Raw genomic sequence first — 12,891 nt, 5'->3', positions numbered from 1 at the left:
CCCCTTAGATCTCGAGCGCTTTCGGCTGTTGTGCCGAATGCGGATGCGTTGCTTCAGCGTAGACCTTCAGCTTCTTGATCATCGCGTAGCCGAGCGGGCCCTTCGGCAGCATGCCCTTGACCGCTTTCTCGAGCGCACGGCCCGGGAAGCGTTCTTGCATCTTGCCGAACGTCGTTTCATAGATACCGCCCGGGTAGCCCGAGTGACGGTAGTACTTCTTGTCAGTAGCCTTGTTGCCCGTGACGCGCAACTTGCCCGCGTTGATAACGATGATGAAATCACCGGTGTCGACGTGCGGAGTGAATTCAGGCTTGTGCTTGCCGCGAAGACGGTGTGCCACTTCGCTGGCGACACGCCCGAGAACCTTATCCGTCGCGTCAATCACGTACCATTCACGCGTAACCTCATGGGCTTTTGCGGAAAACGTCTTCATGATCGATCCAAAAAAATTGCTGCGCCCAATGTGTTTTTTCCTGCTTGTAGTGTGCGCATCGAGGCGCGTGCAGGCTCTCCCTGGTTCTTCCTCCGCGGGCGCGGATGCGGAAAAGCCCTGAATTATAAAGGAATTTGCTACGGCAAGTCAAAACGTACAGGAGTGAGCGCGAGATTCCGCTGCAATCTGGTAGCCGGAAGCGTGATTTGGCGAGCTATCCCGCTCTAACCGGCTGTGCGTCGCGCAGGACGCGGGCGAAAAAAAACCCGAACGAGCGGTTCGGGTTTAATCCACCAAAGGAGGAGGTGGAGGAGACAGAAACGATTATATGAGCCGACCTTGTGCGACGCAAGAACATTTGCAATGCGAAATACGATTTCATAATGTGGCAGCGGAGTTTTTTGGCTAGAATTTGCTGAATTTTCTTTGAAATCAATCACCAAGCAAGAACCGCACGGCCATATCCACAGACATCAACTAGAGTAAAACCCCTAAATTTGTCAGGGCATTCCCGAATCGCTTGAACATGCCGCGGCGCAACACGCAAGCCGTCATCGGGCATAACTTGAGGCAAAAGTCGCCTCGGGCAGACACGCAAACACCGGGCTACAATGCCCTCTCGATAAGGCAAAAGCGCGGTGGAGCACAGCATGGAATGCAAAGTAAGCTGGATGGGGCAGGACGGGATGGCTTTCGCAGCCGAGACGGGCAGCGGCCACCTGGTGGCAATGGACGGCGCGCCTGAAGGCGGCGGCCGCAACCTCGCGCCGCGTCCGATGGAAATGGTTCTACTCGGCACGGGCGGCTGCACCGCCTACGACGTCGTGATGATCCTGAAGAAAAGCCGTCAGGAAATCAGCGATTGCTCGGTGACGCTGAAGGCCGAGCGCGCCAGCGAAGACCCGAAAGTGTTCACCAAGATCCACTTTCACTTCACCGTGACGGGCAAGAATCTGAACCCGGCCACCGTGGAACGCGCGATCAATCTGTCGCACGACAAATACTGCTCGGCCTCGATCATGATCGCCAAGACCGCCGAGCTGACGCACTCGTTCGACATCGTCGCGGGCTGAACGCTGCCTGGCGGCGGCTGCGCGGCGCGGGCCTGAGCGCTCGCCGCCGAACACCCGCACAAACAAAAATGCCGGCGTCCAGATGGACGCCGGCATTTTTTTGTCAGGTGGCAAAGCAAGCCGATAAGCCGGATTCTGTGCACGCGCAACGTCCGAAGACGCGACGCGCGTGGCAGCCATTCCTCTAGGCGCGCCATTGCTGACGCGCTCAAGCTTCCTACCCGCAGACGTGACGGGGGCCCCGTCCTGCATCTCGAAGATGCTAGCCTGCCTACTTGGAATTGCTCCGGGTGGAGGTTACCGTGCCGGTCTGCCTTGCAGCAGCCGCGGTGCGCTCTTACCGCACCGTTTCACCCTTACCTGATCCCGGCTTGCGCCGGGCCATCGGCGGTTTGCTTTCTGTTGCCCTGTTCCGCGTGTTGCCACGGATGGCCGTTAGCCATCACCCTGCCCTGTGGAGTCCGGACTTTCCTCGCCCTCTTTGGCCGAAGCCGCTAAGGCCGCGACTGCCTGGCCTGCTTTGCTGGGGCGGATTTTAACACCTGAGGAAGCGGCAGGCCGGTTCAGCGGTTTAAATAGCCGAATGGCCAAGGAGTCCTGCGACAAACCTCAACGCGCGCGCCGCCCCGGGCGGAACACGGAGGTGTCGTCGTAAAACGCAGGCGAATCGTTCTCCGGCCACCATCGCGGAACGCCCAGCACGGGCAATGGCGCGAACATGCGGCTTGTGAGCGCATCGGTGGTCAGCAGCGCCGCCGCGACGGCCTCATCCAGCCAGGCGTCTCGCTTCGCTGCGCCCCATTCGAAATACACGGCCGGCACATCGACTATCCACGCATGCCCCGTGCAAGCCTTGAACGGCGCGATCAGCTTTTCCATCAGCGCATGGCCGAAACAGCGCACTTCGCAACTGCTCCGCCATGCGTCGCGCCGGGCCACGAGCAGCGTGTGCCAGTCGAATCCGCGCAATGCCGCGCTCAAAGCAGGATCAGCGCAAGCGAACAGCAATGCGTTCTCGTCGAACAGGGTCAGCGTATCGCGCACGCCGCCTCGCGTCGGACCGACGCCCAACACCTCGATGGCCGCCGACTGCCGCGCGTTCAGCGCTGCTTTGATGCGCGGAAAGGCAAACCACATCGACGCATTGAAAAAGTCGTGCAGATTGTGGCGCGTCGGTACGCAGCCGGTCGACGCGATATGTGCTTCGTAAGCCGCGCCTGCTGGCAAATCGTCCTGGGCGATAAACGCGAGGCGCTGGCCGCGCCCGGTGATCTGCCGCATCTCACCGGCGTCGGCGTTCATTTCGGCGAGCAATGCCGCGTAGCTCGTCAGGGCCGCTTGCTGCCACCGCTTGCCGCGTTCGGCAAACGGCGCGAGCCACGGCCTGGTCCAGTCGATTGCAGCGAAGCCTGTCGGCTCCGCCTCATGCGCCTGCATCTCGCTGATGCCTTAAACCAACCGCCAGCCAATCGACTCGCCGCCGCGCAGCGGCACGATCGGCGTATCGCCGACCGGCAATTCCGCCGGCAGCGTCCATTCCTCACGACGCAGCGTGACCTTCTCTTCACTGCGCGGCAGACCGTAGAAGTCCGCGCCGAAAAAGCTCGCGAAGCCTTCGAGCTTATCGAGCGCGTTGGCGTTGTCGAACGCTTCCGTGTATAGCTCCAAAGCGTGCAGCGCCGTGTAGCAACCCGCGCAGCCGCATGCATGCTCCTTCAGACCCTTCGGATGCGGCGCGCTATCCGTGCCGAGGAAGAAACGCGGATTGCCCGACGTCGCCGCTTCGACCAGCGCCACGCGATGCGTCTCCCGCTTCAACACCGGCAGACAGTAGTAATGCGGACGAATACCGCCCTGGAAGATCGCGTTGCGGTTGTAGAGCAGGTGATGCGCCGTGACCGTCGCACCCAGCAGCTCAGGCGCCGCGCCGGCTTCACGGATATAGTCGACCGCGTCTTTCGTGGTGATGTGCTCGAACACCACTTTCAGCGCCGGAAACTCGCGGCGCAGCGGCGTCATGACCCGGTCGATGAACACCTTCTCGCGGTCGAACAGATCGATCGACGAATCGGTCACTTCGCCGTGCACGAGCAGCGGCATACCGACTTCCTGCATCACTTCGAGCGTTTTGGCGCACTTCATGATGTCGGTGACGCCCGCGTCCGAATTGGTCGTCGCGCCCGCCGGATACAGCTTTACGCCATGCACGAAGCCGCTTTCGCGCGCGCGGCGGATCTCGTCGGGCGGCGTGTTGTCGGTCAGGTACAGCGTCATCAACGGTTCGAACTTCGCGCCTGCGGGAATCGCGGCGACGATCCGCTCGCGATACGCCTGCGCCATCGCGGTGGTCGTGACCGGCGGCTTCAGGTTCGGCATGATGATCGCGCGGCCGAACTGGCGCGCGGTGTCCGGCAACACGGCGGCCAGCATTTCGCCGTCGCGGACGTGCAGGTGCCAGTCGTCCGGGCGGGCGAGTGTGATGGAGTCGAGGGAAGCGTTGGAAGCGGTCATGGCGGCGGGGGACGAGATTCGACGACAAAAGCCAATCTATGCGGTCAAACCGCAACGTTGCGGCATAAACACACGTCAATTTTGCTATTTGGCGTTTCTGCCTCGGTGATATGCTTGGAAAATCATCATTGTAACGGCTCGCCCCGTTCACAGGCTTACCCGCAACATGTGCCAACTTCTCGGAATGAACTGCGCCGCGCCAACGGACGTCACGTTCTCGTTCACCGGCTTTGCGGCGCGCGGCGGCGTCACCGATCACCACGCCGACGGCTGGGGCATCGCCTTCTTCGAAGACAAAGCCTGCCGCCTGTTCATCGACCATCAATCGTCGGCGACCTCGCCGATCGCCGAAATGGTCAAGCGCTACCCGATCAAATCGAAGAACACCATCGCGCATATTCGCAAGGCGACGCAAGGGCACATCCTGCTGGAAAACTGCCACCCGTTCATGCGCGAACTGTGGGGACGCCACTGGATTTTCGCGCACAACGGCGACCTCAAGGATTATTCGCCCGTGCTATCGGGCGTGTATCAGCCGGTCGGTACGACTGACAGCGAACTCGCTTTTTGCGCGTTGCTCGAAGGCCTGCGCAAGGCGTTTCCCGGTGCACAGCAGCCGCCGCTCGACGAACTGTTTGCCGCGCTTGAAACCCTCACGCGTGAAATCACGAAGTTCGGCGTGTTCAATTTCCTGATGTCGAATGGCCAGGCGCTGTTCGCGCATTGCTCCACGCATCTGCATTACATCGTGCGGCGCTGGCCGTTTTCCACCGCGCATCTCGTCGACGCGGACGTGTCGATCGATTTCGCCAAATACACGACGCCCGAAGACCGCGTCGCGGTAATCGCCACCAAGCCGCTGACCGACAACGAAGTGTGGACCGCCTTCGAACCGGGCGATCTGATGATGTTCCAGCACGGCGAAGTGATCGGGCGCGTCAACGTGCCGGTGCCGGATTCGGTGCTGGAAAAGCTGCGCAATCCGGCTTTGGATGCGTCGGCCTCAGCAACCACGATCGCCGCTTCGGCCGAAGCGTTAGCGGAGCCGGAAGCCGAACTCGACCTCGAAGCGGCCGACGACGCCGCGTTCGAATCCTGAGCGCTTGAACATCCGCTCAAAAGAGAGCCGTCGCAAACGAAAAAGCCGCTTCTTCCGAAGCGGCTTTTTTCTGCCCGCGCCGCGCCGCATGAACGACGCGAGGCGACGCCATAACAAACTCAGTGCAGGATCTTCGCCAGAAAGTCCTTCGCGCGATCCGACTTCGGATTGGCGAAGAAGTCTTCCTTGCGGTCGTCTTCCACGATCAAGCCCTTGTCCATGAAGATCACGCGGTGCGCGACCTTCTTCGCGAAGCCCATTTCGTGCGTCACGCACATCATGGTCATGCCTTCCTGCGCGAGTTCGACCATCACGTCGAGCACTTCGTTGATCATTTCCGGATCGAGCGCCGAGGTCGGCTCGTCGAACAGCATGGCGATCGGATCCATCGACAACGCGCGCGCAATCGCCACGCGCTGTTGCTGACCACCCGACAATTGGCCCGGAAACTTGTCCGCGTGCGCACGCAGGCCGACGCGATCGAGCAGTTTCAACCCCTTCGCCGTGGCTTCGTCGTTCGAGCGGCCGAGCACCTTCACCTGCGCGAGCGTGAGGTTCTGCACGATCGACAGATGCGGGAACAGCTCGAAGTGCTGGAACACCATGCCAACCTTCGCACGCAGCTTCGACAGATTGGTTTTCTTGTCGGTGAGCGACTGCCCGTTAATGACGATCTCGCCCTTCTGGAACGGCTCGAGGCCGTTGACGGTTTTGATCAGCGTGGACTTGCCCGAGCCCGACGGCCCGCACACCACCACCACTTCACCCTTTTTGACTTCCGTCGTGCAGTCGGTCAGCACTTGAAACTGGCCGTACCACTTCGAAACATTCTTGATAGAGATCATCTTGCGACCTTTTTCTGAAGACCTTTGACGAGGCTCGACGCGACCACACAGATCACGAAATAACATGCGCCCGCGAACAGTACCATTTCGACATTCGTACCGTCACGGTCGCCAATATTCGTGGCCGTGCGGAAGAAGTCGGCGAGGCTGATCACGTAGACGAGCGACGTATCCTGAAACAGCACGATACCTTGCGTGAGCAGCAGCGGGACCATGGCGCGGAACGCCTGCGGCAGCACGATCAGACGCATGGACTGCGCGTACGTCATGCCGAGCGCGAACGACGCGTTGACCTGCCCGCGCGCCACCGACTGAATGCCGGCGCGGATGATCTCCGAATAGTAAGCCGCCTCGAACAGCGAGAACGCGACCATGGCCGACGCGAGGCGAATGTCGATATCCGGCGACAAACCGAGCACGTTTTGCAGCACCTGCGGCACGATCAGGAAGAACCACAGCAGCACCATCACCAGCGGGATCGAGCGGAAGATCGTCACGTAGCCCTTCGCGAACCACTCGAAGGGTTTGAACGACGACAGCCGCAACATGGCGAGAATGGTGCCCCAGACGATGCCGAACACGATCGCGATCAGCGTGATCTTGAGCGTGACGATGGCGCCGGTCCACAGCGTAGGCAATGCGCCCGGAATACCGCTCCAGTCGAAATGGTGCATTACTTGCCTCCGATATAGCCGGGCAACCGGGTCTTGGCTTCGACCCAGCGCATGAGTTGCATCACGACCAGATTGATCAGCATGTACGCGATCGTGACCGCGATGAACGACTCATACGTCTGCGACGTGTAGTCGACCAGCTGACGCGCCTGAGCGGACAGATCGAGCAGGCCGATCGTCGACGCGACCGCCGAGTTCTTGAAGATATTCAGAAACTCGGATGTGAGCGGCGGCACGATGATCCGGTAGGCGACCGGCAGCAGCACATAGCGGTACGTCTGCCATTGCGTGAAACCCATGGCCAGGCCCGCGGCGCGCTGACCTTTCGGCAGCGCGTTGATACCCGAGCGCACCTGCTCGCACACGCGCGCAGCCGTGAAAAGCCCGAGACAGATGATCGACGACGAGAAAAACTGCGCGCTGGGCGGCAGTTGCTTGAACCAGTTGCCCATCGAGGCGGGCAGCAACTCCGGTATCACCAGATACCAGATGAAGAACTGCACGATCAGCGGGATGTTACGGAAAATCGCGACGTACAGCGTGCCGATGCCCGACGCCCATTTATTCGGCACCGTGCGCAGCACACCGAACAACGAACCGACGATCAGCGCGATCACCCACGCCGACAACGACACGGTAATCGTCACCCAGAAGCCCGACAGCAGCCAGCCCAGATAAGTGGTCGGCTCGCCGGTGGAGACGGGACTCAGCAGAATGCCCCAGTTCCAGTGATATGACATGACCAAGACTCCAGCAAAAAGAAACGGAAGAAGCGCGTGGCCCCTTCCGTTTCGTTCAGCGTTTCAAAAAAACAGCTAAGGTTTAATCGATTGCCTTGTCATTCGGGCTCTTGTAGAGCGCCTTGATATCGTCGCTTTCCGGGAAGTTCAGGTTTAGGCCCTTCGGCGGAATCGGCGATTCGAACCACTTCTTGTAGATCGCGTCGGCTTCGCCCGAGGTTTCGACCTTGGCGATCGCGTCGTCCACCACCTTCTTGAATTCCGGATCATTCTTGCGAATCATGCAGCCGTACGCTTCATGCGATTGCGGCGTGCCGACGATCACGAAATCGCCCGGATTGTTCGACTTCGCGCGTTCGCCCGCGAGCAGCGCGTCGTCCATCATGAAGGCAGCGGCGCGGCCGGTGGAGAGCGTCAGGAACGACTCGCCGTGGTCCTTCGCGCTGATGATGTTCATGCCCATGCTCTTGTCCTGGTTCATCTTGCGAAGCAGGCGCTCGGACGTGGTGCCGGCGGTCGTGACGACCGTCTTGCCCTTCAGGTCCGCCCAGTCCTTGATGCCGGAGTCTTTCTTGGTCATCAGGCGCGTGCCGATCACGAAGATCGTGTTCGAGAAGGCAGCCTGTTGCTGACGTTCAGCATTGTTCGTGGTCGAGCCGCATTCCATGTCGACGGTGCCGTTCTGCACCAGCGGAATACGGTTTTGCGACGTGACCGGCGTGAGCTTCACCTTCAGGTTCGGCATGTTCAGCTTCTGCTTCACTGCCTCTACGACCTTCAGAGCGAATTCCTGCGAGTAGCCGATGACGTTCTGCTTGTCGTCGTAATACGAAAACGGGATCGACGATTCGCGATGACCCAGCGAAATGACACCCGTGTCCTTGATCTTTTTCAGCGTACCAGCGTCTTGCGCATGCGCGCCAACCGTAAACAGTCCGAGAGTCGCGAGCAGCAGCGCAGCTTTTTTAACCTTCATGTGTGATCTCCTTGGCAAGAACCGGCGCCAGTTTAGCAAAGTAATTATTCTGAAAGTATGGCTATAAACCATGTTGTTGCGTGTGCGCCGCTACAGGTTCGCGGCGCTTCCGGGCGGTCGGTCAACCTTTCCGCATATGCAAAGGCGGGCGGCATCGATACGATGCCGCCCGCCGGGTCGAACACGCCGTCTTGTGGACCGCGTTGAAGCAAGGATTGGCGGCGAATCCGCAGGATAGCGGAACCGCCGTTTGGAGCGGAAAAGAAGCCGAAAGAAGCGGAAAGATCAGGGATACAGGCCGCGCAGTTCGCGCGCTTCCAGAATCCGCTTACACGCGACGATAAACGCCGCCGTCCGCACGGACACCTTCTGCTCGCTCGATACTTGCCACACCGCGGCAAACGCTTCACGCATCACACGCTCGAGGCGCTGGTTGATCTCGTCTTCCGTCCAGAAGAAGCTCGAGAAATCCTGCACCCATTCGAAGTACGACACGGTCACACCGCCGGCGTTGGCCACCACGTCCGGAATCACGAGGATGCCGCGATCGTGCAGGATGTCGTCCGCAGCCGTGGTGGTCGGGCCGTTGGCGCCTTCCACGACGATCTTCGTCTTGATCTTGCTGGCGTTCTTTTCGGTGATCTGGTTTTCCAGCGCCGCCGGGATCAGGATGTCCGATTCGACGGTCCAGAACTCTTCGTTCGTGACTGCGTCGGCTCCGGGGAAACCACCCACGCCGCCCGTCCTGGCCACGTGGTCGAGCAGTGCGACGGCGTCGATACCGGTCGACTTGTACAGCGAGCCGGTGTGATCCTGCACCGCGACCAGCTTCGAACCGGCTTCCTGGAACAGACGCGCCGCGATGCCGCCGACGTTACCGAAACCTTGAACCGCAATGCGCGCGCCTTCGATGTCGACGCCGATACGGCGTGCGGCTTCCGAAGCCGTCACGAACACGCCACGGCCCGTCGCCTCGCGGCGGCCGAGCGAACCGCCCAGCGTGATCGGCTTGCCCGTCACGACGCCGGTGGCCGTTTGGCCCTGGTTCATGGAGTACGTGTCCATCATCCACGCCATGATCTGCTCGTTCGTGTTCACGTCCGGCGCGGGAATGTCGGTATTCGGTCCGATGATGATGCCGATTTCGCTGGTGTAGCGGCGCGTTACGCGCTCCAGCTCGCCACGCGACAAGGTGCGCGGATCGACACGGATGCCACCCTTCGCGCCGCCGTACGGCACGTTCACGGCAGCGTTCTTCACCGACATCCACGCCGACAGGGCCATCACTTCCGACAACGTCACGTCCTGGTGGTAACGCACACCGCCCTTGCCCGGACCGCGCGACACGTTGTGCTGCACGCGATAGCCTTCGAAGTGAGCGACCGTGCCGTTATCGAGTTCGATAGGCACGTCGACGATCAGAATGCGCTTCGGGCGCTTCAGGGTTTCGAGCCAGCGGGACAGGGAGCCGAGGTAAGGCGCGACGCGATCGACCTGACGCAGGTAGTTGCCCCACGGGCCGAGATCGTCTTTATTCAGGTAGGAAGGAACCGACTGCAACGTTGATGCGGATTGGGCTGCTTGTTGCTGGGATGACATGAACGCTCCGGCGTTGAACGAATGACAGCATTGTCGAAAAACGCCGTTTTGAAATCCAATGCCGTTTCCTTATCCGATTATGTTTTTTTTGCATAACCATTAAGAAGCCGCAAATTGGTGTCGTCGGGAGGCAGGATTTTCAGGCCGTGCCTTGCGCCAGCTCCTCCGACACCACTTCCCACAATTGACGCGCGAGAATCTGCCGCGCGTCGTCGCTCTTCGCGGCGAGCTTGTCTCGATAGAGACGAATCTCCATGGTCAGCGTCAGCTGCCCTTCCGGCGTACCGCGTGTCGCACGGTCGAGGCGGATCAGCTTGCCGTCGGCGACCGCGTCTTCCACCGCGCTGTGCGGCAGGAAGGCGATGCCGTGCCCGGCCAGCGCCATCGCCTTGAGGCCCTCGGCCATGTCGGTTTCGTAGAGGCGGTCGAGGTACAGGCGCTCCGGTGCGTTGGCCAGGATCACTTCGGTCATGCGGCCCAGGTACGCGTTCGGCGTGTAGGACAGATAAGGCGTGGGCGCCTCGCCCGTGCCCGGCAACGTGTGACGCGGCCGGCCGGCGCGGCCCGGCGCCGAGAACGGACTGATCGGTTCGTTGCCGAGCGTCAGCATGTCGTAGCGGCCCGGATCGAGCGCGACCGGATGGCTGGGATGGTGATAGCCCATCATCAGATCGCAGCCGCCTTCCACCAGCGATAACGCCGCGTCGTGCACGTTCAGGGCTCGCAGACGCGTGTGGATCGGACCCAGATGGGCTTCGATCCGCTGCAGCCAGCGCGGGAAATAGGTCAGCGACAGCGTGTGCGGCACGGCGAACTCGATGGTCGCCTGCGGCGTCGCCGTGTGGCCGCGCAGCAGCGCGCGCGCTTCGTGGAATTGCGAGAGCATCGCAAGCGCCTGCTCGTTGAACACCTGGCCGGCCGCCGTGAGCCGCGTCGGATAGACCGAGCGGTCGATCAGCTCCGTGCCGAGCCATGCTTCGAGCGCCTGAATCCGCCGGGAGAACGCCGGCTGCGTGACGTGGCGCAATTCAGCCGAGCGGCTGAAACTGCGCGTTTCCGCGAGCGAAACGAAGTCTTCGAGCCATTTCAGTTCCATGCGGGGCCTGCTGCCGACGGGAGAGAGGAAGTCAGCATTCTAGTGGGTGTCGCAAAGCGGGCTGTCGCCGCAGTGCGCCAGAACGCCGCAATCTCGGCCTTCGACGACATCGACCTGTGCGACGACGAGAGCTTCATCCGGCGCGTAGTCGAAGCAGGGCGCGACGTGATCGCGGTGGACGATCCGCAGGCGAGTTGCCTGCATCCGGTCCATCTTGCGTCCCCCTCGCGCTGCTTTTCGCGGTACTCGATGCCGTCGTTCAGGCTGCCCACCCTGTTTCCCGACTACGAAGGTTATCCGGCCTAGCCGCTGCACGGGCGTTATGCCGGCGCCGCGTGGCGCCGCGTCGAAATCAGGCCAATCAGCGTCCGGTGGTAAAATTCGCGGTTCCCGCAGTTTCCTCCGCGTTTTCATCCTTGCGCCACGCCCCCATCATGTCCGACACCCGCCCCGACACCCTGTTCGCGCTGAACGCGCTCTCCCCGCTCGACGGCCGCTACGCCTCGAAGACCGAAGCCCTGCGCGACTGGCTCTCGGAAGCCGCTTTCATGCGCAATCGCGTGACCGTCGAAATCCATTGGCTGATCGCGCTCTCGCGCGCCGGCTTCGCCGAAGTGCCGCGCTTTTCCGAAGCGTCCGAGCAATTCCTGCTGCAGCTGGCCGAGCGTTTCACCGCGCACGACGCCGCGCGCATCAAGGAAATCGAGCGCGTGACGAATCACGACGTGAAAGCGGTCGAGTACTGGCTGAAAGAATCGGTGAAGGGTCAGGCGGAACTGGAGCGCGCGAGCGAGTTCATCCACTTCGCCTGCACGTCGGAAGACATCAACAACACCTCGCACGGCCTGATGCTGGCGGGCGCCCGCGAACACGTGATTCTGCCGGCGCTGCGCTCGGTGCATCAACGCCTCGTCACTCTCGCCCACGCGCACGCCGAACAGCCGATGCTGTCGCGCACGCACGGCCAGCCGGCCAGCCCGACCACGCTCGGCAAGGAACTCGCCAACGTCGCGGCCCGCCTGGAACGCGCGATCGACCGTATCGCCAAGGTCGAACTGCTCGGCAAGATGAACGGCGCGGTCGGCAACTTCAACGCGCATCTGTCGGCCTATCCGGAGTTCGACTGGGAAGCGTTCTCGCGCGAAGTGGTCGAGCAGCGCCTGAAGCTCACGTTCAATCCGTACACGATCCAGATCGAGCCGCACGACTACATGGCCGAACTGTTCGACGCGGTCTCGCGCGCCAACACGATCCTGCTGGATCTGGATCGCGACGTGTGGGGCTACATCTCGGTCGGTTACTTCAAGCAGCGCACCAAGGCCGGCGAAATCGGTTCGTCGACCATGCCGCACAAGGTCAACCCGATCGACTTCGAAAACTCCGAAGGCAACCTCGGTCTCGCGAACGCCACGCTGCGCCATCTTGCCGACAAGCTGCCGGTCTCGCGCTGGCAGCGCGACCTGACCGATTCGACGGTGCTGCGCAATATCGGCGTCGCGTTCGGTTACTCCCTGCTCGCGTACGACTCGCTGATCCGCGGCCTGGACAAGCTCGAAGTGAACGCACAGCGTCTGAACGAAGACCTCGACAATTGCTGGGAAGTGCTGGCCGAGCCGGTGCAAACGGTGATGCGCCGTTACGGCATCGAGAATCCGTACGAGCAGTTGAAGGAACTGACGCGCGGCAAGGGCATCACGCGTGAAGCGCTGCAAACGTTCGTCAACGGCCTCGCTATCCCGCAGGATGCGAAAGACCGCTTGCTCGCGATGACGCCGGGTTCCTATATCGGCAAGGCTGTCGAATTGGCTAAGCGGATCGCTTAAGCGGTCTCGTTCGCTGATTGCC

13 protein-coding genes and 1 other RNA gene are annotated in these 12,891 nt (G+C 61.4%); 4 read left to right on the top strand and 10 right to left on the bottom strand.

Annotation, left to right across the window (positions count from 1 at the left end; all coding sequences use genetic code 11):
* Positions 1–4: 4 nt before the first annotated feature.
* Complete coding sequence (rplM, locus tag B0G75_RS23600) at positions 5–433, bottom strand: 50S ribosomal protein L13 (RefSeq protein WP_007180422.1); 429 nt, start codon at positions 431–433, stop codon at positions 5–7.
* Between the two features lie 650 nt (positions 434–1,083).
* Here rplM and B0G75_RS23595 point away from each other — a divergent pair.
* Positions 1,084–1,506, top strand: a complete 423-nt coding sequence (locus B0G75_RS23595; RefSeq protein WP_064268831.1) for an OsmC family protein — start codon at positions 1,084–1,086, stop codon at positions 1,504–1,506.
* 108 nt (positions 1,507–1,614) lie between these two features.
* Here the strand turns inward: B0G75_RS23595 and rnpB are convergent.
* The 3 genes from rnpB to pyrC all read right to left on the bottom strand — a co-directional run bounded on the left by rnpB (position 1,615) and on the right by pyrC (position 4,017).
* Positions 1,615–2,028: RNase P RNA component class A (gene rnpB / locus B0G75_RS23590), an RNA gene on the bottom strand.
* A gap of 87 nt (positions 2,029–2,115) precedes the next feature.
* Complete coding sequence (locus B0G75_RS23585; protein ID WP_106311119.1) at positions 2,116–2,943, bottom strand: DUF3025 domain-containing protein; 828 nt, start codon at positions 2,941–2,943, stop codon at positions 2,116–2,118.
* A gap of 12 nt (positions 2,944–2,955) precedes the next feature.
* Complete coding sequence (pyrC, locus tag B0G75_RS23580; RefSeq protein ID WP_106311115.1) at positions 2,956–4,017, bottom strand: dihydroorotase; 1,062 nt, start codon at positions 4,015–4,017, stop codon at positions 2,956–2,958.
* Positions 4,018–4,183: 166 nt separating this feature from the next.
* Between pyrC and B0G75_RS23575 the strand changes: the two genes are divergently transcribed.
* Positions 4,184–5,116, top strand: coding sequence for a class II glutamine amidotransferase (locus tag B0G75_RS23575; RefSeq protein WP_106311112.1), 933 nt, complete (start codon positions 4,184–4,186; stop codon positions 5,114–5,116).
* A gap of 119 nt (positions 5,117–5,235) precedes the next feature.
* Here the strand turns inward: B0G75_RS23575 and B0G75_RS23570 are convergent, their stop codons facing one another.
* From B0G75_RS23570 to B0G75_RS23545, 6 genes are all read right to left on the bottom strand, one after another.
* Positions 5,236–5,961: an amino acid ABC transporter ATP-binding protein gene (locus tag B0G75_RS23570; RefSeq protein WP_012434314.1), complete on the bottom strand. Its 726-nt coding sequence runs from the start codon at positions 5,959–5,961 to the stop codon at positions 5,236–5,238.
* Positions 5,958–6,635, bottom strand: coding sequence for a glutamate/aspartate ABC transporter permease GltK (gltK, locus tag B0G75_RS23565; protein ID WP_106284012.1), 678 nt, complete (start codon positions 6,633–6,635; stop codon positions 5,958–5,960). The genes B0G75_RS23570 and gltK overlap by 4 nt, the downstream gene beginning before the upstream one ends.
* Positions 6,635–7,375 (bottom strand): amino acid ABC transporter permease, encoded by a 741-nt coding sequence (locus tag B0G75_RS23560; protein WP_106311109.1) that lies wholly within the window; start codon positions 7,373–7,375, stop codon positions 6,635–6,637. The genes gltK and B0G75_RS23560 overlap by 1 nt, the downstream gene beginning before the upstream one ends.
* 82 nt (positions 7,376–7,457) lie before the next feature.
* The gene (locus B0G75_RS23555; protein ID WP_106284010.1) at positions 7,458–8,351 is read right to left on the bottom strand and encodes a glutamate/aspartate ABC transporter substrate-binding protein; all 894 of its coding nucleotides are present in this window, start codon (positions 8,349–8,351) and stop codon (positions 7,458–7,460) included.
* Positions 8,352–8,636: 285 nt separating this feature from the next.
* Positions 8,637–9,950 carry a Glu/Leu/Phe/Val dehydrogenase gene (locus B0G75_RS23550; RefSeq protein ID WP_106311106.1) on the bottom strand — a complete coding sequence of 438 codons (1,314 nt, stop codon included), beginning with the start codon at positions 9,948–9,950 and terminating at the stop codon, positions 8,637–8,639.
* A 139-nt stretch (positions 9,951–10,089) separates the two neighbouring features.
* The gene (locus B0G75_RS23545; protein ID WP_106311103.1) at positions 10,090–11,046 is read right to left on the bottom strand and encodes a LysR family transcriptional regulator; all 957 of its coding nucleotides are present in this window, start codon (positions 11,044–11,046) and stop codon (positions 10,090–10,092) included.
* Between the two features lie 42 nt (positions 11,047–11,088).
* Here B0G75_RS23545 and B0G75_RS23540 point away from each other — a divergent pair, with 42 nt between their 5' ends.
* Positions 11,089–11,352, top strand: a complete 264-nt coding sequence (locus B0G75_RS23540; RefSeq protein WP_258194653.1) for a hypothetical protein — start codon at positions 11,089–11,091, stop codon at positions 11,350–11,352.
* 128 nt (positions 11,353–11,480) lie between these two features.
* Entirely contained in the window at positions 11,481–12,869 is a 1,389-nt protein-coding gene (purB, locus tag B0G75_RS23535) for an adenylosuccinate lyase (RefSeq protein ID WP_106311100.1), read from the top strand.
* Positions 12,870–12,891 lie beyond the last annotated feature (22 nt).

The organism is Paraburkholderia sp. BL18I3N2 (assembly GCF_003001875.1).
Classification (GTDB): domain Bacteria; phylum Pseudomonadota; class Gammaproteobacteria; order Burkholderiales; family Burkholderiaceae; genus Paraburkholderia; species Paraburkholderia phytofirmans.
Note: the sequence above shows the minus strand (reverse complement) of the source record. Positions and strands in the feature narration are given on the sequence as shown.